The following is a 20,536-nucleotide window of genomic DNA, read 5'->3' as shown; positions in this document are numbered from 1 at the left end:
TATGTCCGTCGTCAAGTCATAATTTTTACAACCGCTCGATTATCACGGCTAACCGCTCGTATATTCCTACAACCTCTCGTTTCCACTGGCCAACCGCTCGTATAACCTGCCAACCGCTCATATATTTCTGTAACCTCTCGTATCTTCCGGCGTACCGCTCGTATCTGCTTGTTAACCGCTCGTTTATTTCAACATTCTCTTCGTCCTGCAATGAGCTATATCTCTGGCCTCCCCACAATATCTGCAACTGGTCGTATTTTCGTTTACAGCTCGATTATTCCAACATCCTCTCCTTCCTGCAATCCAACATATCGCTGGCCATCCCGCAATTTCTTCAACTCGTATTTTCGTCAACCGCTCGTATATCCCGGCTAACCGCTCGTATATTATTTACCTCTCCTATCCACTGACCAGCCGCTCTCCTCTTTCCCGGCCAACAATTTTTTAAAACTGTCCAGTTTATGATTCAACTGAACAGCCCCCTTCTTTTTATTGTGAATCAAATGCTGGACCATCCATCCGCTTAAAAAAAAGACCGTACAGCAAACATGTTTGCTGACGGTCTTCTCACTATTCACTTCTTTTGCTCCGTGCATGGAGACTGGCTGCCTTTTTGGCAGCTTCCTTAAAAAGCGCTTGTAATTGCTGGAATGCTTGTGGAGTGCGCAGTTTTAATTTGACGAAATCAATCCGCTCTTTGCCGTTCATCGGTTCAATGGCACTTCTTTCATCCACTGCACCACAATATACGGCGAGCATTTCTTCGTATAATTGAATGGCTTGTCTCATCCATTGTTCGACGGATGGATTTTTCTCCGCTCGACCTTGTTGGATGGCTTCCTGCAACGATGACCATTTTATTATCGCATTGTCCACCTTGCTTTTTGCAGCCTCCATCTTGTCACTCATTCTCTTTCATCCGTTTCTTCCCTTCTCTGCACATTGTGAGAAGTGGACATTCGGGACAATTCGGCTTTTGGGCCTTGCAATGATAACGTCCGAAAAAGATGAGTTGGTGGTGGACATCACACCATCTTTCTCTCGGCGTCCAGCGCATGAGCTTTTCCTCTACTTGAAGAGGCGTGTCTTTCCAGCGATTCATGGCGAGCCTTTTTGCTACCCGCTCCACATGGGTATCGACGGCTAATGCGGGAATGCCAAATGCATTGGAAACGACGACATTGGCGGTCTTTCTTCCTACACCAGGAAAGGTCGTTAGCAAGTCGCGATCTCCCGGGACAATTCCGCCGTATTCATCTACTAGCAGCTTGCACAGCGCCTGGATGTTTTTCGCTTTATTTCGAAAGAGACCAATGGACCGGATATCATTTTGTAATTCTTCCAGCGGTACCGCCAGATAGTCTTCTGGTTTTTTATATTTCTGAAAAAGATCCGCTGTCACCCTGTTGACGAGCACGTCCGTGCATTGTGCGGAGAGCAGCGTTGCAATGACCAGCTCAAAAGGGTTTTTATGAACTAGCTCACAATGGGCATCCGGGAACATTTTGGCAATTTCGTCCAGGCATACTTCCCATTGTTTTTTTGTTAACATGTCAGCATCACCCTATTCCCGTTCTTCCAACCAATTGTAAAAGTGAATTTTACCCGAAGTTGCCTCGCGCTTGGGCATCGGCCGTCCGATCGAAGAACGGAACGGCTTCACATTTCGCTCGATATCCTCCAGTGATTTCACATTCTTTTTCTTCCATTCGAACAAAATACGGTCGATGTAACGCAAACTCAATTTCTGCGCCAGCACCGCTTCTTTTAGTGCCGCTCGAATGACCTCGACTCGGTGGCCATCTTGATCAAGCCACATGGAAATGGTTTCACATTCCATCGGCGAGAGAAGCCTGCCGAATTCCTGTTCAAACAGCGTAAAGATTTCTCCTTCTTCATTGCAATTATTCTGCTCTTCTGCCTGTCCCTCTTCTATAGCGATTTGCTCCATGATGCGGCTCCATAGTGGAAGCAGGGAGAACTTCTCATGAAGGACCCCTTTTTCATCCTCACTTTGCTCGATCGCCAGAAAACCTCGACGCATGAGATGCTGAAGAATATCCGTCACTTCTTTTTCAGTTAGCTGCATCCGCTCTGCAAATGCGGGCGGGATTGGAAACATGACACCTGCCGATTGAAATGAAAGCATCTGCAGGATAAGCATGGCATCCACATCTTTTATGCCGAGTGATTTATAACGCTGAAAAAAAAGCTGGGAAATGGTTACATTTCCCTGCTCAATCCAAGTACGGAGCCGTTCTTCCTGTTGCATTGTCAGAACACCTCTCTTTATTATGGGTAAAGACGATTTAATAAACGTGGGAACGGAATGGTTTCTCTGACGTGCTCTGCGCCAGAAATCCATGCGACCGTCCGCTCCAAACCAAGTCCAAAGCCGGAGTGCGGAACCGCCCCATATTTACTAAGATCCAAATACCATTCGTAGGCAGCTTCGTCCAGATTGTGCTCCTTGATCCGTTGCTTCATCAATTCATAGTCATGAATCCGCTCAGATCCGCCAATGATTTCGCCATAGCCTTCTGGCGCGATCAAGTCGGCGCATAGGACAACGTCATCACGGTCCGGATGCGGCTGCATATAGAATGGTTTAATGCCAATCGGGTAATGCATGATGAACACCGGCTTGTCATAGTGTTCCGCGATTGCTGTTTCATGTGGTGCACCGAAATCATCGCCCCACTGGATGTCGTCAAATCCTTTTTCATGAAGGAATTTAATAGCATCATCGTATGTAATGCGTGGGAACGGAGCTTGCACCTTTTCAAGTTTGGAAATGTCGCGTCCGAGCCGCTCCAGTTCAAGCGGGCAGTTTTGAAGAACGGATTGGACAATATGCGTAACAAATTGTTCTTGAACCTCAAGGCTTTCTGCATGCTCAACAAACGCCATTTCCGGCTCAATCATCCAAAACTCGATCAAGTGGCGGCGAGTCTTTGATTTCTCGGCACGGAACGTAGGACCGAATGAGAATACTTTTCCTAACGCCATGGCAGCAGCTTCCATATAAAGCTGGCCAGACTGGGATAGATACGCATCTTCATCGAAATATTTAGTATGGAATAATTCAGATGTACCTTCTGGTGATGATCCCGTCAAAATTGGCGGATCAATCTTCACAAAACCATTCATATGGAAGAACTCATATGTGGCACGGATGATTTCATCACGGATTTTCATGATAGCATGTTGTTTTCTGGAACGTAGCCACACATGGCGGTGATCCATTAGGAACTCAGTGCCATGTTCCTTTGGTGTAATCGGATAATCCACGGCTTCATGAATCACTTCAATTTCCTTTACTTGCAGTTCATATCCGAATGAAGAACGTTCATCCGTTGTTATTTCTCCGATAATATATAGGGAGCTTTCTTGCGTCAAAGACTTCGCTTTTGCGAACATGTCTTCTCCCACTTCTTCCTTCACTACAACGCCTTGGACAAAGCCGGAGCCGTCACGCAGCTGCAAAAATGCAATTTTACCACTGGAACGTTTGTTGGCAAGCCATGCTCCCATTTTTACTGTTTCGCCTACATGATCAGGCATCTCGTGTATCATAATTGTTTTCATAAGGACCTCCAAATACTATTGCAGTTTTAGTTTGCTTTATTATTTCCAGTTCTTTTCAACAAATTCACGCATCCGTTTAATTGCTTCCTCAATTAAATCGATCGATGTCGCATACGAAAGGCGGATGGTATCCGGAGAACCGAAACCGGAACCAGGAATGACTGCGACTTTTGCTTCTGTCAATAAAGCGGAAGCAAATTCATCGACATTTGAAAAGCCTGTTTTCTTAACCGCTTCCGATACTTCAGGCAGCAAGTAAAATGCACCTTGAGGTTTTACGACTTTAAAACCTGGAATCGCAGCAAGTTGCGGATATACCTTTTCCAAACGTGATTCGAAATCTTGTCTCATTTTCTCTACAGCATCTTGTGGCCCATTATACGCTTCGATTGTGGCATATTGGGAAGTGGTCGTCGGATTTGATGTAGAGTGGCTTGCCAAGTTTGTCATCGCCGAAACGACTTCTTTATCGCCGGCAATATAACCAATTCTCCACCCTGTCATGGAGTGAGATTTGGAAACACCATTAATAATAAAAGTCCGTTGTTTTGCATCTTCAGATAGCTGGGCAATCGATGTGTGCTTCGCATCTCCGTAAATCAGCTTCTCATAAATTTCATCCGAAATGATCCAAATATCCTTCTCTTTGCAGACTTCAGCTATTTGTTTCAGCTCTTCTTCCGAGTAGATCATGCCGGTCGGATTTCCTGGCGAATTCACGATGACCGCCTTCGTTTTTTCCGTGATGGCTGCCCGAATTTGCTCAGCCGTCACTTTGAAGTGCGCATCCGCTCCCGCTTCTACGAAGACAGGTTCACCGCCGGCAAGTTTGACTTGCTCCGGGTAGCTGACCCAGTACGGAACGGGGATGATGACTTCGTCACCAGGATTAATGATAACTTGAAACAATGTATAGAGGACATGCTTGGCGCCGACGCCTACCATGATCTCGTTCCGGACATAAGCAAGCCCTTGATCTCTTTGCAGCTTATCGATGATGGCATCCTTAAGAGCAGGAAGGCCTCCGGAAGGCGTATACTTCGTCTTTCCGTCTTTCATCGACTCATACGCCGCTTCTAGGATGTTTGCCGGTGTATTATAATCCGGTTCACCCGCTCCAAGACCAATCACATCGATTCCGGCATCTTTCATTTCCTTTGCCTTCGCTGTAATGGCCAATGTTGTTGAAGGGGTTAATGTACTAACTCTTGATGCCAATTCCTTTGTCAATTTCATCCGCTCCCTTATGCCTTAAAGATTCAAGATACGCTTCCACCACTGTCCGTTTTCAAAAAACACATAGACATAATTCAACTTGCCGTTTTCGCTTCGGAATGCCACTTCCCATATCGGGTGGTCTTCCTCCAAGCCTAACGTTACATGGAGAATTTTATCCACTTTCAATTCTTTTTTAACTGCCTGAATTGCTTTATCGGGTGAGATGCCATCTGCAAGTGCGACTTCGCCAACCACTTCCCCCTTATCGGTGCTGATGAAGACGGCCTTTTCTTTACCTGCCTCATCTTTACCATACACCGTAACGAGAGAAGTTGTTCCATTATACGTTTCGGACCGTTCGGCAGTGGCCAATTTCCCTGAGGACAAAGCGACTTCAGCGCTTTTATCCCCGACTGTAGCAAACGGTTTGTTCGCATTATAGAAAACAAGGATAAAGATGGCGATTCCGAGTGCAAGCAAAAAAGCGGTTATAAATTTTATCCAATTCAGCAAAAACTTCCACATCCTGTCTCGGAAACATCTCGCAATTAATTATTCAATCCATAAGCTCTTTTGGATTCTTATTCATTATAACAATCTTCGAGCTCGTTCACCATACGTTCAAGCGACACTTTTTTTATGGGAACGGAAGGCAAGGAATCAAGAAAACGTCTGCCATACGACTTTGTTTCAATCCTTCGATCCAAAATGATGAAGAAGCCTCTTTCCCCAGAAGACCGCACTAAACGGCCAAACCCCTGCCTCAATCGCATGATCGCCTCTGGCAATGCATAGCCGGTAAAAGGATTAATACCCGAATCCGTCAATTTGTCCGCTCTCGCTTTAAATACTGGATCATCGGGCGAAGTGAATGGGAGCCGAACGATGATGATTGCTGATAATGCATCACCTGGAACGTCCACTCCTTCCCAAAAACTATTCGTCCCAAAAAGGACGGACTGCTCAAATTGGCGGAATGATTTCAGCAGCTTCATGCGGCTGCCAGAGCTCACCCCCTGAGCAATTAACGCATATTCGGAAAGCAGCTCACTTTCCAAAATCAATTCATACGTCTGCCTTAACATATCCAGTGAGGTAAATAACGCGAACAGCCTGCCGCCTGTCGCCATAACCGTCTGAACGATGGCATCCGCGACGGCTTCTACATATTCGCTTTGCGCAACCTGCTGGATGTCGGGCATATCTTTCACAATGAAGATATTCGCACCATCATAAAAATGAGGCGGCGCCTCAAATGTCATGAGCGGAACATTCTCTTCTATGCCGAGCTGGCGTAATACAAAACGTTTGTCCTCTTGGACAGACATTGTGCCTGAAGTCCATACAATCCCGACATGCTCTTTCTTTAATTCAGAGATAAATTGGCTAATATGGGATGAACCGTCGATCGGGCTTTTCACAACAGTCAAGCTGCCTGGGATGCTGCGTCGATCTTTTTCCAGCCAGATCGCAAAATTCTCCCTTTTTTCATCGAGAAAAATTTCGACCCAATCCCCTGCTTTGATCGCTAATTCCCGAACCCAGTAGGCCCATTCGGATAGATAAGCCCTTTCTTTGTCTGTCATCTGATCCTGGACAGCAGATAAAGCACTCGGGTAGGACTCCGCAAATTTATAGTATTGATACATCGATTCTGCGACACGCGCTAACGGCTGGCTATCTAATTGCAAGGAAGCCAGCGGCACCACAATGCGATTGCTCCTGGCGCTGTTAGGCTGCTCATTCGGTGATTCCGTCAACAGACGGATCGCATCATCGAACGCATGCATGAACGCATCATGCAATTCGAATAGCTGATCCTTAGCATATTGGCTGAATGTCCCAAAACGTTTGTGCAGACGGTCGACTTCGAAAAGAAGCTGTCCCTCCGCGTCTGAGCTAATTTGTCCGATGACATATTTCCAATTCGTATAGGAAAGGACCGTTTCATTCGAATGATTGGCGATTTGTATCATCTGATGGGCTTCATCGACTATTAACCCTCCAATTGATTGGAATGCTTTTTTATCGCGATAGCTATCGGATAACAGCGTCGAGTGATTGGTGATAATCAGATCTGCATGTGGACACGAAGCCAACATCCGATTGTGAAAATCGGCAGTTTGTTCATCTTGCGGGAGAACAGAAGATTGCTTCCGGATCCTGTCCAGGAACAATTGACCACCTCCGGACACATTCAGTTCTGTTAAGTCACCCGTAGCGGTTTCGGTGAGCCAGACGAGAATTTGCATGATTGCAAATGTCTCATCGTATGATTCATCGATGATCCGCATCAGTTCCTCCAGCTTCCCTAATGAAATATAATGTTCCCTGCCTTTTAGAACAGCAATGCGAAGATCGGCTTCCATCATCCGGCTGATCTTGTCGTAATCTTCAACAGCCATTTTGTCGATCAGATGATTCGTTCCCGTACTAATGACGACGGGTTTGCCCTTTTTCGCGGCATACATGGCAGCCGGAAATAAATAGCCCATCGTCTTACCGATGCCCGTCGGTACCTCAGTTGCAATTTCCTGTTTACACTCCAAGGCATCCCAAACAGCATCCATAAATTGAAATTGTGATTCCCTTTTATCCACTGGATGGAACACTTTTCCCAGAAGCTCCAACTTTGCCTTGTCGTCCTTGTAAGGAAAAGCCTTCGCTGCAGCTTTGGTAAACACCGAATAGGCTTTTTCTCGTCTGTAAGGAATTCCCCGAAAAACAGCAAGCTGAGTTGGAAGTTCTTGATCACTGCTCTCGTTCAAGGCCTGGTACATCAGCATGGAAATATCAGATCGGAGTGAAAATGATCTGCGATGGAGCAGTTTCAATGTTAATGCAGGCAGCTTTCTCAATTTGCTAAGACAAGCTAAAAACAAATGGGCTGTCGCTTCCGCATCATCATCCGCACGATGAGCTGCAGGCAAAGATATGCCCAGTTCTTCCGCAATATCTTGGAGCCGGTAACTCGGCGAAGTCGGAAATAGGATTTTCGCCAATTCAACCGTGTCAATTTTTTTACCAGACCATTTGTTTACACGGCATCGTGTAAATTCACTTTGCAGAAAGGACAGGTCAAAGTCCGTATTATGGGCAATAAAAACTTTACCCTCGAGCAGCGCCGACACTTCCGATGCAATATCGTCAAACAACGGTGCATCCTTTACATCATCCTCTGTAATCGAGGTCAATTGTTGGATAAAGATCGGAATGTCCCTGCCTGGGTTAACAAATCGTGAATACTTGCTTGTTATTTTTCCATCCTCGATCAAAACAATAGCTATCTGGATAATCCGATCGCCTCTTGAAGGTGAATGGCCGGTCGTTTCCAAATCGACGACCGCATATGTATGTGTTGTCATTCCATCATCATCTTCCTGTTTGGATACTACACGGATTGTACCATACAAACGGTTCTGAATAGAGGATTTTGCTGTATTAAAACTAAAAAAAGAGGACCGGCCTTGTGGAATCCGCCTCTAATTGCCAGGTAAATCCGTCAATTGGAGGCTTACACACAGCCTGACATCCTCTAAGCATCCCATTATACCGTCATGCTTGGTTTTTCTACAATCCTTTCTTTAATTCCATTGTTTTCGTCCATAATGAGGACGGTAGGCGCATGATGTTTTGCTTCTTCATCCGAAACATAAATATACGATATGACAATAATGATATCCCCCGGCTGGACGAGGCGGGCTGCTGCACCATTTACGCACATGACCCCGCTGCCGCGTTCACCTGCAATGATATACGTCTCAAATCGCGCGCCATTGTTATTGTTGACGATATGCACTTTCTCGTTCGGAAGCAATCCGGCTGCATCTAATAGATCCTGATCAATCGTAATGCTTCCAACGTAATTTAAATTTGCTTCGGTCACAACTGCGCGATGCAGTTTGCTATTCATCATCATTCTGAACATGAAGTATCATCCTTTGTTGACATAATAATATTATCTATCAATCTTGTTTTGGAGAATTTCACAGCACAAGCTAAGATGATTTCCGAGTCCTCATCCGTTGCTTCGCCTAAATTTGGATACGACAGCACTTTGGCGTAATCGACTTTGCCGGATGTCTCATTCGTAATAAATTCGGCCATCGCCTTTTCAATTTCATGGGGTGCATTTGTGCCGACCATTCGTTGGCCGAGCTGCAGCGCTTTGTAGATGCCCGGCGCTTCGCTTCTTTCTATTTCACTTAAATTGACATTTCTTGAGCTTTTGGCAAGACCGTCTGACTCTCGCACCGTCGGAACACGCACGATTTCTGTCCGAAGATTAAAGTCACGGACAAATGTTTCGATAATGGCAAGCTGCTGTGCGTCTTTCATTCCAAAATAAGACCGGTCAGGATCCACCATGTTGAACAGCTTTAATAGGACTTTCAAAACTCCATCAAAATGGCCTGGCCTCGATGCGCCGCACAGAACATCCGCCTGCTGGCCTGGCAGAATACGGATTCCTCCGTCGGTAGGATACATTTCGTTAGCGGACGGTGTGAATAAAAAATCTACCCCCGCATCTTTGGCAAGCGCCATATCCCGCTCCAAATCCCTTGGATATGCTTCGTAATCCTCCCCTGGCCCGAATTGCGCCGGATTGACAAAGATACTCATGACTACGATGTCATTATCTGCTTTCGCCTTGGAAACTAAGGATAAATGTCCTTCATGCAAGAAACCCATCGTCGGCACAAAGCCGATTGACCTTCCGTTACGATTATTTCGATCCAGGTGTTTTATCAGTTCGTTTTTAGTGGTAATTACTTCCATCGTCTATGTCCTCTTCTCTTTCAATTTCCACCGTACAAGGCAGCCAGCTCTTCTTCTTTCATTGTGAAACTATGCTTGGCTGTTGGAAATTCACCTTGTTTGACAGCGCGCTTGTATGCCATTAGTCCATCGGTTATTTCGGAACCTATGTTTGCATACGCTTCAACGAATTTTGGCACATGGTGCTTTCCGTATTGGACCGTGTCATGGAAAACAAGCACCTGGCCGTCCACCGCACTTCCTGCACCAATGCCGATGACCGGCACAGACACCGCTTTTGCAAGCTCTTCCGCAAGCTGGTGTGGAATGCATTCCACGACAATCATGCAGGCGCCTGCTTCCTCGCAAGCTTTCGCATCACGAATCAGTTGTTGCGCTGCTTCAGCCGTTTTTCCTTGCACTTTATAACCACCAATGACAGCGGCAGATTGTGGAAGCAGGCCAAGATGCGCTACAACCGGAATACCTGTTGAAGTGAGCAGCCGAATGCCGTCAATCACCTTGCCGGCCCCTTCCAACTTAAGTGCATTCGCACCCGTCTTCTGAAACAGACGCATCGCGTTCTGAAGGGTGCGGTCTTCCGAGCCATGGTACGTCCCGAACGGCATATCGACGACAATGAAAGTGTCCCTTGCTCCTCTACGTACCGCTTTGCCGTGATGGACCATATCTTCTACCGTCACAGAAACGGTAGAGTCGTAACCAAGAACGACCATGCCGAGTGAATCGCCAACGAGAAGAACATCCATTTCCGCCTCCTCTGCAAGTTGCGCAGATGGATAATCGTACGCAGTCAGCATCACGATCTTTTCTCCATTTTGCTTCATTTTCAAGAAATCTGCCGTGCTCTTCATTTACTACCATCTCCCTCTCGATTAAGTTCAACACTGAAGGCCATGCGTTCGAACTGTCTCTTAGAGAAAACCGAAGTTGAATATCTATGCTGTTGTCTGCAATAACAAATAAAAACCCTTCCAATCCAAAAAAGGACAGAAGGGTTGTGTTGTAAGCAGTAATGGTTTCCTCCGTCCCTGTCTTTTTCAAGATCAAGGCAGAACTTATAAAATTTCAAGACATGCCGGTTACAGGTGCAGTTCGGTGATGATACTGCCCTTCAGCCTAACTATAACAAAACGCATAATCGTTGTATACCGTTATTTTGCCATTTGAATATCTGCGGAATAAATTCCCCGGATTGTTCCATCATCCAGTTTCAGCTCCAACAGCCCTTCTTCGGAAATGCCGATCGCTGTTCCCTCAATCGTCTCATTCAACATAACGGCACGGACCCGTTTGCCAACTGTATTGGAATAGCTCTCCCAAAGTAATTTAATCGGCGCAAATCCATTCTTTACATACATTTTTGTATATAACTCCAAATAATAAAGGATAGCTGCAACCAAACGGGACCGATCGACCTTTTCGCCGGTTACCAAATGTAGCGACGTGGCAATTTCTTTTAATTCATCGGGAAAGTCAGTTTCTTCCTGATTTGCGTTGATGCCCATTCCAAGAATGATCGCTTTGACTCGATCCATATCCGCCTGTAATTCTGTAAGGATGCCGGTCATTTTCTTGCCGTTTATCAAAATATCATTCGGCCATTTGATTGTCGGCTGGACTTCGGCCACCTCTTCCATTGCCCGGACAATGGCAACAGCCGCCACTAGTGTCATTTGCGGTGCTTGCTGAGGCATGAGAGATGGCCGGATGATTAAGCTCATCCAAATCCCTTTTCGTGGCGATGAAGACCAGGGGCGTGACATTCTGCCTTTTCCGGCTGTCTGCTCCTCTGCAATGATCAACGTCCCGTCAGCAGCCCCATTTTGCGCTTCTTCATGGGCAATGGACTGTGTCGTAGGACAGCTCTCGTAATACTGGATATGCCTGCCGTAATCGTTTGTCTTCAAGTGACGTTGAATCGCCGCTGCATTCACAACATCTGGTGTATCCACCAAGTAATATCCTTTTTTTCGTACTGAGCCGATCTGATAGCCGTCGGACTCCAATTCCTTTATATACTTCCAAACGGCAGTACGGGAAACGCCCATTCGGTCTGCCATGTCTTGACCAGAAACCGGTGTCCCGCCACTCATCATCAACTGTTTTAAAATTTCATCTTTGCCTCGTAAACTCATGGAGAAACCATCCCTTTATCTCTTCACTGTCGTTCCTGCAGTCACCCAGAATGACTGCCCGTTCGATTGTTTCCAGCCATTCGCCGACCCATGGGCCTCCCTTTGCTTCGGACCAATTGAGCAGGTCCGTCCCTGTCACGGCCAGCTCTTGTTTTGACCGGATCGGCAATGCAGCGATCTTTTCCCGAATTTCGTCCGTGCCGAGGAACGGCTTATCCGGATGCAGACATTGATAAATTGCTTCCGCTGCAAGGAGCACCTGCTCCCCCCATCGATAATAATCGATATTGGAATAAAATTGCGCTTCCCTCGTTTGGAGTACCGCATGTATGGATCGCAAAAAGGTTTTTTCCGTATTGGACATTTTATAGGCACGGGTCAGCTGCAAAGGTTCCAAATCACCCGCCATCATCAAAGTCGCCCAGCCTTCCATCGAGGTTTGAAAAGGACCATGCATACAGGAGGCTGCCCTGAACGTTTCCGGATAGGCCGGCAAATGCGTACCAATACCAGTCTCACGAATGTACTCGAATGCCCTTGTCGGTTCCTTGCCGAGGAAAAGCTTGTCCCACTCGGCCTTTAACCGCTCAGCTGCGATATGTTGGATCTCCTGCGCCAAAAGACCGATTGCACCGCAAGTCGAATCTTCAATGGCAAAGCCAAGAACGGAAGAAAAACGGATTGCTCGGAACATGCGGAGGGCATCTTCCTTGAATCGTTCCTCTGCTGCTCCAACTGCCCGGATTAAACGATTGTCGATGTCTTGTTTCCCTCCGAAAGGATCGATCAGTCTCCCGTCCAATGACAAGGCCATCGCATTCATCGTAAAATCACGTCGTTTTAGATCTTCTTCGAGTGATCTGACAAATGTCACTTCGTCTGGCCTGCGATGATCCGAATAGGTACCTTCCGTTCGATAGGTTGTTACTTCAATCGGTTCACCTTCAAACAGAACAAGAACGGTGCCATGTTGAATTCCGACATCTACAGTATTCGGAAAAACCTCCTTCACTTCTTCAGGAGTGGCAGACGTAGCTACGTCGATATCGGATGCCTTTTTTCCTAATAAAAGATCTCTCACCGCACCACCGACAAAAACCGCTTCATATCCGGCAGTGAGCAGCTTAGACACGACTCCTCTGCTGGCACTTGTCCCAAATGGATAGTTCATTTCCTTCCCGCCATTTCATAATAAAGGCTTTCATAACGTTCGACGATAGAGGCCGAATCAAAACGCCTTGGAACAGTTTGCAACGCATTCTGCCTAAATTCTTCGTGCAATGAGGCGTCCTGTAACAGGCTAAGTGTTTTTTCTGCAACACTCTCTGTATCGCCAAGCTCAACAAGAAAACCGTTCACCCCATCTTCTACTACTTCCGGAATGCCGCCAATATTTGTGCCGATCGCAGGGACCCCGCATGCAAATGCTTCTAGCAGGACAAGCCCGAATGCTTCCTTTTCAGAAAGCAGAAGCATGACGTCACTGATTGAGAGAAGCTCCGGCAAATCATCCCGCTTCCCTGTAAAGATGACGTCTTTCAAAAGCCCATGCTCTTTAACCAAGTCAAATATCGGTTTCCATTCGGGTCCTTCACCGACTAACAGGAGTTTCGCCTTTTCGTTCTGGCGTATCAGGCGGAAGCTTTCAATAATATCCGGGATTCGCTTTACCTTTCTGAAGTTCGAGATATGGATAAGCACCTTGTCGTCTTTGCCAATCCCAAGTTCCTCTTTTAGTCCAGGTGCATCCACCGGCTTGTATTTCTCTTCATCTATGAAATTGTAAATTGTGATTATTTCACTCGTTGGCTGAATCAGTTCCAGCGTCTCCTGCCGCAATGACGCGGATACGGCTGTTGTCACATTGGATTTGTCGATGCCATAGCGCACCGTATTTCGGAGAGCAGGATCGTGGCCAAGTACAGTTACGTCTGTGCCATGCAATGTTGTAATGACTCCGATATCCGAATTCGCCATATCCTTTGCTAGCGCAGCCGAAATCGCATGAGGCACCGCATAGTGTACGTGTAAAAGGTCCAGCTGTTCCGACTCGATTACTTGCGCAATCCGATTGGCAAGAGCAATGTCGTACGGTGGATATTTGAATACGGCGTACCCATCTATTTTCACTTCATGGAACTGGATATTCGGATGAATGTCCAGCAATCTGAATGGCTTGCTCGATGTAATATAATGTAATTCATGGCCTCGTTCCGCCATTTTCAATCCTAGTTCTGTCGCTACGACACCCGATCCACCAAGTGAAGGATAACAGATGACTCCCACTTTTAATTTTCTCAAATGACAACACCCCTCTCAAAAGCAGCTGGAACGCTTGCTTTAGTCTAAAATCTCTTCTAAGCCATAAATTAAGCCGGTACTGCCGGCTACATGCCGGATGGCCATAATAATTCCCGGCATGAAACTATTCCGGTCAAATGAATCATGGCGAATCGTAAGTAATTCGCCTTCACCGCCAAGTAAAACTTGCTGATGGGCAAGCAGTCCAGGCAGCCGAACGCTGTGGATTTTCATGCCTTCCACATCTCCGCCTCTTGCACCTGCCAAGTGCTCCTGTTCTTCCGGATGCCCCTGGATATGGATCGGTCTGATGCTTTTTATCATGTTCGCAGTTTTTACCGCAGTTCCGGATGGCGCGTCCAATTTCCGGTCATGATGCATTTCAATGATCTCGACATCACCTAAGTATCGCGCCGCTTGTGCTGCAAATTTCATCATCAAGACAGCGCCAATTGAAAAGTTAGGAGCGATGATGGCACCAACGCCCGTTTCATCAACCAGCTCAGAAATGGAGTGCAGTTCCTCCTCGCTTAAACCAGAAGTTCCTACTACTGGATGGATGCCAAGCGAGATAGCTTCTTTCACATTATGAAAGACGGCGTCAGGATCCGTCACATCTAACAACACATCCGGTTGAACGTCTTTTGCCAATTCTGCTAAAGAGGTATAGATCGGAATTCCGTCCGGGCCTTCCCCAATGGAAGATCCGTTGATGAATTTCCCGCCGTATTTATAATCCAGAGCGGCAACTACCTCCGCATCCATCGCTTCCTCAATCGCTTTTCTGGCTGTAGTGCCCATTCTTCCCCTCGCACCTGCAATTGCTACTTTGATTGTCAATCCAATTCCTCCTTCTTCGTCCAGCGGTCCGCATCTCGATGTTTAAATTTATTTAAAACTGTTGTAAGGGAATCTTCCAGATCAATCCCTTGCGCATTAGCAAAGCAGATGAGGACAAACAACAGATCGCCCGTCTCTTCAGCCAAAGATTTTTTGGCTTCCGTCTCTTTTTTCTTTTTCATGCCATACACATGCTGCACTTCTCTGGAAAGTTCGCCTAATTCCTCGGTCATGCGTGCCAGCAATTCCATTGGCGGAAAATAGCCTTCCTTGAAACCGCTTATGTATTGGTGTACTTCATCCTGCAATTGTTTCATCGTTTTCAATTGTTCCATTTGCGTCTACTCCCTCCATTTGATATCGTATTCATTCAGGGGACTGTTGTCAAAATTTGAGGAATCATTGATAATAATATCGATAGTATTCAAAAGGAAAGGCGGGACAAGGGTTGTTGGCCGGCATAAAACTAAAAAATATCATTTTCATCATCCTCGGAGCTGCCATATTCAGCTTTGGACTGGTTCATTTCAACATTCAACATGAGTTGGCCGAGGGAGGATTTACGGGTATTACCCTCATTTTGCTCTTTGCATTTAAATGGGACCCCGCCATCATGAACCTCGTCTTGAACATTCCGATGTTCCTGCTCGGTTGGAAGCTGCTCGGCCGTCGATCTTTTATTTATACGGTTATCGGTACTGTGTCTGTTTCGGTATTTCTAAAGGTTTTCATGAAATACCAATATAACATTCACTTGGAAGGAGATATGTTCCTTGTTGCCCTGTTTGCCGGTGTTTTTATCGGCATCGGCCTCGGAATCATCTTCCGCTTTGGCGGAACTACCGGCGGAGTGGATATCATCGCCCGGCTTGGCCATAAATACAGAGGCTGGAGCATGGGGCGCACGATGTTCATGTTCGACGCGGGCGTCATTCTGCTTTCATGGATCGTCTATCTGGACCATCGTTCTGTCATGTACACACTCGTCGCTCTCTTTGTCGGGGCCCGCGTGATCGATTTTGTACAGGAAGGTGCCTACGCTGCGCGGGGAGCCTTTATCATATCGGACCATCAGGATGCGATTGCCACTAAAATCGCTGTCGATATGGAAAGAGGTGTCACGGTCTTCAGAGGATATGGGCATTTCACAAAGTCCGACCGTGAAATTTTATATTGTGTAATCGGAAAAAATGAATTAATGCGTTTGAAAAATATCGTCAACTCTGTCGATCCTCATGCATTTGTTTCCGTAACGGAAGTCCATGATGTGTTAGGGGAAGGATTTACACTCGACGATCAGAAGCAACCGTTAGAAAAGTAGTCAAAAAAACCGTCTTTACGATTCGTAAGGACGGTTTTTCTGCGATTAATCGTTCCGGTTCGTGAAAATCAACACGAGACGGAGCAATTCAAGCACAGCTACTGCAGTTGCCGCAACATATGTCATCGCCGCTGCACTTAGCACTTTCTTTGCATGTGGCTCTTCTTCATTCCGAATAATGCCCAGTTCAACGATTTGATTCATCGCACGGCTGGAAGCATTGAACTCAACCGGCAATGTAACGATTTGAAACAGCACACCGACAGCCATCAAAAGGATACCGATACCTAATAAAGAGTTTAAGCTCGTTACAAACAAACCAATCATGATGAAAATCCAAGAAGCATTTGATGTGATATTAGCAACCGGTGCTAACCGATGGCGGAATCGAAGGAAAGCATATGCCTCCTTGTCCTGTATAGCATGGCCAACTTCATGGGCTGCTACAGCAGTTCCCGCTACAGAAGCTTCATGATAGTTTTGTGGAGAAAGCGCCACAATTTTCGTAAGTGGGTTGTAGTGATCGCTTAGGAATCCTTTGCTCTCCACTACTTTCACGTCATGGAGACCATTATGATCCAATATCATGCGAGCCACTTCCGCTCCTGTCATACCGGAAGTCGAGCGTATTCTTACATATTTATTATACGTACTTTTCACTTTAAACTGAGCATAAAGCGGCAGCAACATGATGACGCCCAGATAAATCCAAAACATCTTCGTTTCCTCCCCTTTCTCTATACTACTATTTTATATGGCATAAAGGCCGTCCGCAACTATTACGTCTATCCATTTACAAGGATGGTTCTTTTCTTCCAAACATAATAGGCTATGGATATACAGCCAATGGACAACCAAAAGGTGAAGTAGCCGATTCGGTCCATATGACGCATTAAATCATGATAAATCGGCATTTGCCCGAATACATAGTCGATGACGTCATTATGCAATGTCCAAATAGCTGCGATGACCACATGCTTAAATTGAAAGCGGTAAAACGGGATATAGAGGATAGCCTGCAGCGCCATGGCTGAGTGGGAAACGACCAACATCCAGCCGGCCCATCCGATCGATCCGGTTTCTGCCAATGTAAGCAAATTCATGACCACGGCCCAAACACCGTATTTCACTAGCGTAATTAACGCCAGCGCTTCAATCAATTTAAAGTTTTTGCCGATCAGCCAAGCAAAAAGAGCAATACAAAAGAACAAGCTGGCGGTTGGACTATCCGGCACGAAGATCCAAAAAATCGGCTTTGTTATTTCGAGCTGCCACATGTACCAATCATACCCGTATACCGTACCAAGTATATTGACGAAAAGCAAAATCCACAAAAACGATCTATTTGACAATATGAGCCACAGCATATCTTTAAGCGTAGTCAATGACATCTCTCCAAACCGTCATTATATGTATATAGAGCAATTGTTTACGCGATCCCGCTCATTTAATCAACATAAGATAATAAAAAAAGAGTCAGTTTCCTGACTCTTTTTAATTATTCTTTGTTTAAACCTTCGATGAATTCAGCAAGGACTTGCAAGTCTTCATCAGATCCTGTCCATTGTCCTGCTGGCATCGTACCAATACCATTGTGAGCAATATCTGCAATTTCATCAGCAGTTAAGCCAGTATTGACCAACGCAGGTCCAACGCCACCTTGGAACGCATCCCCGTGACAACCAATACAAGACGATCCCGCATAAATTTGATATCCTTCTGAGTTCTCGTCAAATTCGACTTCTTCCACGATTGCACCTTGTGCTTTCGCTTTTTCCCAGTCATGGTTCACGACAGATTCCCAAGTCAAATAGAAAATAGCTGCGAAAGCTAGAAGCATGAATCCAGTAGGAAGCGGACGCTTGAATGGACGACGCTCTTTTGAAGTATCCATAAATGGAACTAACATCAATGCTCCAACTGCAAGACCTGGTATGATAATAGCTCCAATGACGTTGTATGGTCCGGAAGCAAATTCATACTTCAGTAACTGGTACATGAATAGGAAATACCAGTCAGGAACAGGGATGTACGTTGTATCCGTCGGATCGGCTTGACGCTCAAGCGGAGACGGATGGGCAACCGTTACAATAAGATATCCGATAAGGAAAACAGCTCCAACCATCCACTCCTTCAATAGGAAGTTTGGCCAGAAAGCTTCTGTTTTACCAGGATATTCTGAGTAGTCTTTTGGGACATTGGGTTTCCGATTTGCAGAAATCCGGGAATCCCCAACAAATTTCATACCTTTTCCGCGATGCATTTTGTCCCCTCCTTATTCTAAATATAAGACAAACAACATCTAAATCTTATAGTGGTCCAGAAATACCTTGTCTTCTGATCATGATAAAGTGCGCTGCAAGCAACCCAAGCAAAGCAGCTGGCAAGAAGAATACATGAATCGCGAAGAAACGTGTCAAAGTTTGTGCACCTAGGATTGTTGAATCACCCGCAAGCAGGATCTTGATCTGCTCACCAATGAATGGAACGGATGCTGCGATTTCGATACCTACTTTAGTAGCGAATAACGCTTTCATATCCCATGGCAATAAGTAACCTGTGAAACCAAGACCTAACATGACGACGAAAATAAGCACGCCGACGATCCAGTTAAGTTCACGAGGTTTCTTATAAGAACCTGTAAAGAATACACGCAGCGTATGTAGGAACATCATAACGATAACAAGCGACGCTCCCCAGTGGTGCATCCCACGCACAATTTCACCGAATGCAACTTCATTTTGAAGGTAGTAGACGGATTTCCATGCATTTTCGATATCCGGAGTGTAGTACATTGTAAGGAACATACCGGATAAGATCTGAATGACCGTTACGAAAAATGTCAAACCTCCGAAACAATAAATGAATGCAGAAAAATGATGTGCAGGGTTTACGTGCTCAGGTACTTCATGGTCAGCAATATCACGCCATATAGGGGTGATATCCAACCGTTCATCAACCCAATCATAAATTTTATTTAGCACTTCGGTCGTACCCCCTTACATTTTAAACTAATGTGTTTGGAACAGTTTTTCCAAGATAAACGAAGCCATCCACTTCTTGGACTTGAAATTCATCAAGCGGACCTAGCGGCGGAGTTCCAGCTACGTTCTTTCCATTTTTCTCGTAACGTCCAGCGTGGCAAGGGCAGAAAAATTCGTTCTTATGATTGTCCCCTTCCCAGTTCACTGTGCATCCAAGATGCTTACAGACAGGAGAAAGCGCGATGACTGTATCGCCTTCTTTATAGACCCAAGCGGTATTCGAGACGTCGGATTTGTACCATGCATCTTTCCGATCTTTGATCGTAAAATCGACACGCACTGGCACTTCAGTCAATTCATCCACTTTTTGCGAGGTTGCAATAAAATCCCCGTCAGTTTTCGCTTGCAATACCGGATCGATCGCAAAGCGGACCATCGGCATCACTGCTGCCGAAACCATGAATCCACCGACGCCCATCAAGGAATAGCTTAGGAATTGGCGTCTTGACACTTTGCTGCTCATCAGTTTCCCTCCTCTAACTCCAAAATCAGTCCAACGGACATACTATTGCTAATTGTAATACTAGGACATATCTATGATATATCAATATTGCCGTAAATTCAATCATGCATTCGACAGGAAAAACAGTTTGTGAACAAATGATGAATTTTGAAAAATGGCAAGACTGAAATGTCATCAAACAATCATTAACGCAATTCTACAACTGCTTGAAATTCAAGTTGAATTCACTTTTTTCAAGCATATCACAACTGGCGTGGAAAACGTTAAGCAGAAGCCCATTTTTCAGTGAACTTCGGCAAAACTTGCCGCAATTGGTCCTCCAAGATCGTTTGGCGAAGCTGGACATCCATACTTTCCACAGGAATCGAAGGCAGCCAGATTACTTGTCCATTGTCCTCAGAAGAAACCCATGCAGGATCGGTTGTCAGAAAGAAGATATGTTTAAATGGCGACTCCTTAAAAGAGTCTAGTAAATCTGCCTTCAATTCAGTAATAACTGTCGATGAAGTATAGGAAAACGGAGGGGCGAACATCATCCGTCCCTTGAATTGAGTCTCGATCATCGAAGACAGCAACATGGTGAACTCTGCAGCTGATGCACTCATCTTCATCTTTTCCAATGCCGGTTCGACCTTAATCAGGGGAATAACAAGCGTATCGATGTATTCTTTTTGCTGTAAATATGTATCCATATCTTTTCCGGTCCAATTCATAGACTATCTCTCCCTAATATCAGTTGTTCATGCCCATCATAACATGAGCCAGACAATACCGTCCTTCACAAAGTATCCAAGGATTGCTAATGGTTCCATCAAGTCAAATGACCCCATCGGTGGATGGGGTC

Annotated in this window: 24 protein-coding genes; 1 reads left to right on the top strand and 23 read right to left on the bottom strand. The window is 45.6% G+C overall.

From position 1 onward, the window contains the following. Positions 1–25 precede the first annotated feature (25 nt). The 17 genes from ACSW3C_RS04815 to ACSW3C_RS04735 form a co-directional block, all read right to left on the bottom strand. The gene (locus tag ACSW3C_RS04815) at positions 26–211 is read right to left on the bottom strand and encodes a hypothetical protein (RefSeq protein WP_486561151.1); all 186 of its coding nucleotides are present in this window, start codon (positions 209–211) and stop codon (positions 26–28) included. A 175-nt stretch (positions 212–386) separates the two neighbouring features. Continuing rightward, complete coding sequence (locus tag ACSW3C_RS04810) at positions 387–578, bottom strand: hypothetical protein (protein WP_486561150.1); 192 nt, start codon at positions 576–578, stop codon at positions 387–389. Further along, on the bottom strand, positions 571–909 hold the full coding sequence (locus ACSW3C_RS04805) for a YpoC family protein (protein ID WP_486561149.1): 339 nt from the start codon (positions 907–909) through the stop codon (positions 571–573). Before ACSW3C_RS04805 ends, ACSW3C_RS04810 begins: the two co-directional genes overlap by 8 nt. Further along, positions 902–1,552 (bottom strand): endonuclease III, encoded by a 651-nt coding sequence (gene nth, locus ACSW3C_RS04800; protein ID WP_486561148.1) that lies wholly within the window; start codon positions 1,550–1,552, stop codon positions 902–904. The genes ACSW3C_RS04805 and nth overlap by 8 nt, the downstream gene beginning before the upstream one ends. A gap of 12 nt (positions 1,553–1,564) precedes the next feature. After that, positions 1,565–2,272, bottom strand: coding sequence for a DnaD domain-containing protein (locus ACSW3C_RS04795; protein WP_238083703.1), 708 nt, complete (start codon positions 2,270–2,272; stop codon positions 1,565–1,567). A gap of 20 nt (positions 2,273–2,292) precedes the next feature. Continuing rightward, a complete protein-coding gene (gene asnS, locus ACSW3C_RS04790; RefSeq protein ID WP_486561147.1) occupies positions 2,293–3,588 on the bottom strand; it encodes an asparagine--tRNA ligase in 1,296 nt (431 codons plus the stop codon). A gap of 39 nt (positions 3,589–3,627) precedes the next feature. Then, entirely contained in the window at positions 3,628–4,818 is a 1,191-nt protein-coding gene (locus ACSW3C_RS04785; RefSeq protein WP_486561146.1) for a pyridoxal phosphate-dependent aminotransferase, read from the bottom strand. Positions 4,819–4,839: 21 nt separating this feature from the next. Next, complete coding sequence (locus tag ACSW3C_RS04780) at positions 4,840–5,319, bottom strand: cell wall elongation regulator TseB-like domain-containing protein (protein ID WP_486561145.1); 480 nt, start codon at positions 5,317–5,319, stop codon at positions 4,840–4,842. 68 nt (positions 5,320–5,387) lie between these two features. After that, complete coding sequence (gene dinG, locus ACSW3C_RS04775; protein WP_486561144.1) at positions 5,388–8,171, bottom strand: ATP-dependent DNA helicase DinG; 2,784 nt, start codon at positions 8,169–8,171, stop codon at positions 5,388–5,390. Between the two features lie 182 nt (positions 8,172–8,353). Beyond that, positions 8,354–8,734 (bottom strand): aspartate 1-decarboxylase, encoded by a 381-nt coding sequence (gene panD, locus ACSW3C_RS04770; RefSeq protein ID WP_486561143.1) that lies wholly within the window; start codon positions 8,732–8,734, stop codon positions 8,354–8,356. After that, positions 8,722–9,585 carry a pantoate--beta-alanine ligase gene (gene panC / locus ACSW3C_RS04765; RefSeq protein WP_486561142.1) on the bottom strand — a complete coding sequence of 288 codons (864 nt, stop codon included), beginning with the start codon at positions 9,583–9,585 and terminating at the stop codon, positions 8,722–8,724. The genes panD and panC overlap by 13 nt, the downstream gene beginning before the upstream one ends. A 20-nt stretch (positions 9,586–9,605) precedes the next feature. After that, positions 9,606–10,439, bottom strand: coding sequence for a 3-methyl-2-oxobutanoate hydroxymethyltransferase (gene panB, locus ACSW3C_RS04760; RefSeq protein WP_486561141.1), 834 nt, complete (start codon positions 10,437–10,439; stop codon positions 9,606–9,608). Positions 10,440–10,739: 300 nt separating this feature from the next. Further along, on the bottom strand, positions 10,740–11,723 hold the full coding sequence (locus tag ACSW3C_RS04755; protein ID WP_486561140.1) for a biotin--[acetyl-CoA-carboxylase] ligase: 984 nt from the start codon (positions 11,721–11,723) through the stop codon (positions 10,740–10,742). Then, positions 11,701–12,894: a CCA tRNA nucleotidyltransferase gene (locus tag ACSW3C_RS04750; protein ID WP_486561139.1), complete on the bottom strand. Its 1,194-nt coding sequence runs from the start codon at positions 12,892–12,894 to the stop codon at positions 11,701–11,703. Before ACSW3C_RS04750 ends, ACSW3C_RS04755 begins: the two co-directional genes overlap by 23 nt. Further along, complete coding sequence (gene bshA / locus ACSW3C_RS04745; RefSeq protein ID WP_486561138.1) at positions 12,891–14,024, bottom strand: N-acetyl-alpha-D-glucosaminyl L-malate synthase BshA; 1,134 nt, start codon at positions 14,022–14,024, stop codon at positions 12,891–12,893. The genes ACSW3C_RS04750 and bshA overlap by 4 nt, the downstream gene beginning before the upstream one ends. Before the next feature lie 39 nt (positions 14,025–14,063). After that, positions 14,064–14,864, bottom strand: a complete 801-nt coding sequence (gene dapB, locus ACSW3C_RS04740) for a 4-hydroxy-tetrahydrodipicolinate reductase (RefSeq protein ID WP_486561137.1) — start codon at positions 14,862–14,864, stop codon at positions 14,064–14,066. Next, positions 14,861–15,199, bottom strand: a complete 339-nt coding sequence (locus tag ACSW3C_RS04735; protein WP_486561136.1) for a nucleotide pyrophosphohydrolase — start codon at positions 15,197–15,199, stop codon at positions 14,861–14,863. Before ACSW3C_RS04735 ends, dapB begins: the two co-directional genes overlap by 4 nt. A gap of 113 nt (positions 15,200–15,312) precedes the next feature. Here ACSW3C_RS04735 and ACSW3C_RS04730 point away from each other — a divergent pair, with 113 nt between their 5' ends. After that, a complete protein-coding gene (locus tag ACSW3C_RS04730; RefSeq protein WP_486561135.1) occupies positions 15,313–16,185 on the top strand; it encodes a YitT family protein in 873 nt (290 codons plus the stop codon). Positions 16,186–16,230: 45 nt separating this feature from the next. On the opposite strand, the gene ACSW3C_RS04725 is transcribed toward ACSW3C_RS04730, so the two are convergent. The 6 genes from ACSW3C_RS04725 to ACSW3C_RS04700 form a co-directional block, all read right to left on the bottom strand. Further along, positions 16,231–16,902 (bottom strand): zinc metallopeptidase, encoded by a 672-nt coding sequence (locus ACSW3C_RS04725; protein ID WP_486561134.1) that lies wholly within the window; start codon positions 16,900–16,902, stop codon positions 16,231–16,233. 68 nt (positions 16,903–16,970) lie between these two features. Further along, positions 16,971–17,576 carry a lipoprotein heptaprenylglyceryl N-acetyltransferase LhaT gene (gene lhaT / locus ACSW3C_RS04720; protein ID WP_486561133.1) on the bottom strand — a complete coding sequence of 202 codons (606 nt, stop codon included), beginning with the start codon at positions 17,574–17,576 and terminating at the stop codon, positions 16,971–16,973. A 107-nt stretch (positions 17,577–17,683) separates the two neighbouring features. Then, a complete protein-coding gene (locus ACSW3C_RS04715; RefSeq protein ID WP_486561132.1) occupies positions 17,684–18,448 on the bottom strand; it encodes a c-type cytochrome in 765 nt (254 codons plus the stop codon). A gap of 46 nt (positions 18,449–18,494) precedes the next feature. Continuing rightward, positions 18,495–19,169, bottom strand: coding sequence for a menaquinol-cytochrome c reductase cytochrome b subunit (gene qcrB, locus ACSW3C_RS04710; RefSeq protein WP_184206442.1), 675 nt, complete (start codon positions 19,167–19,169; stop codon positions 18,495–18,497). A 22-nt stretch (positions 19,170–19,191) separates the two neighbouring features. After that, positions 19,192–19,695 carry a QcrA and Rieske domain-containing protein gene (locus ACSW3C_RS04705; RefSeq protein ID WP_486561511.1) on the bottom strand — a complete coding sequence of 168 codons (504 nt, stop codon included), beginning with the start codon at positions 19,693–19,695 and terminating at the stop codon, positions 19,192–19,194. Between the two features lie 260 nt (positions 19,696–19,955). After that, positions 19,956–20,405: a YpiF family protein gene (locus ACSW3C_RS04700; RefSeq protein WP_486561131.1), complete on the bottom strand. Its 450-nt coding sequence runs from the start codon at positions 20,403–20,405 to the stop codon at positions 19,956–19,958. Between the last annotated feature and the right edge of the window lie 131 nt (positions 20,406–20,536).

The organism is Sporosarcina sp. AD_1, from assembly GCF_057373025.1.
This window is presented reverse-complemented; position numbering and strand designations above follow the sequence as displayed.

What these genes read in the sequence shown, in the direction of transcription:
- nth (WP_486561148.1), bottom strand. Translation starts at nt 1,552, where the DNA reads ATGTTAACAAAAAAACAATGGGAAGTATGCCTGGACGAAATTGCCAAA.
- ACSW3C_RS04750 (WP_486561139.1), bottom strand. Translation starts at nt 12,894, where the DNA reads ATGAACTATCCATTTGGGACAAGTGCCAGCAGAGGAGTCGTGTCTAAG.
- asnS (WP_486561147.1), bottom strand. Translation starts at nt 3,588, where the DNA reads ATGAAAACAATTATGATACACGAGATGCCTGATCATGTAGGCGAAACA.
- ACSW3C_RS04700 (WP_486561131.1), bottom strand. Translation starts at nt 20,405, where the DNA reads ATGAATTGGACCGGAAAAGATATGGATACATATTTACAGCAAAAAGAA.
- ACSW3C_RS04755 (WP_486561140.1), bottom strand. Translation starts at nt 11,723, where the DNA reads ATGAGTTTACGAGGCAAAGATGAAATTTTAAAACAGTTGATGATGAGT.
- ACSW3C_RS04715 (WP_486561132.1), bottom strand. Translation starts at nt 18,448, where the DNA reads ATGCATCGCGGAAAAGGTATGAAATTTGTTGGGGATTCCCGGATTTCT.
- ACSW3C_RS04735 (WP_486561136.1), bottom strand. Translation starts at nt 15,199, where the DNA reads ATGGAACAATTGAAAACGATGAAACAATTGCAGGATGAAGTACACCAA.
- ACSW3C_RS04725 (WP_486561134.1), bottom strand. Translation starts at nt 16,902, where the DNA reads ATGTTTTGGATTTATCTGGGCGTCATCATGTTGCTGCCGCTTTATGCT.
- dinG (WP_486561144.1), bottom strand. Translation starts at nt 8,171, where the DNA reads ATGACAACACATACATATGCGGTCGTCGATTTGGAAACGACCGGCCAT.
- ACSW3C_RS04795 (WP_238083703.1), bottom strand. Translation starts at nt 2,272, where the DNA reads ATGCAACAGGAAGAACGGCTCCGTACTTGGATTGAGCAGGGAAATGTA.
- panB (WP_486561141.1), bottom strand. Translation starts at nt 10,439, where the DNA reads ATGAAGAGCACGGCAGATTTCTTGAAAATGAAGCAAAATGGAGAAAAG.
- panD (WP_486561143.1), bottom strand. Translation starts at nt 8,734, where the DNA reads ATGTTCAGAATGATGATGAATAGCAAACTGCATCGCGCAGTTGTGACC.
- ACSW3C_RS04805 (WP_486561149.1), bottom strand. Translation starts at nt 909, where the DNA reads ATGAGTGACAAGATGGAGGCTGCAAAAAGCAAGGTGGACAATGCGATA.
- lhaT (WP_486561133.1), bottom strand. Translation starts at nt 17,576, where the DNA reads ATGTCATTGACTACGCTTAAAGATATGCTGTGGCTCATATTGTCAAAT.
- panC (WP_486561142.1), bottom strand. Translation starts at nt 9,585, where the DNA reads ATGGAAGTAATTACCACTAAAAACGAACTGATAAAACACCTGGATCGA.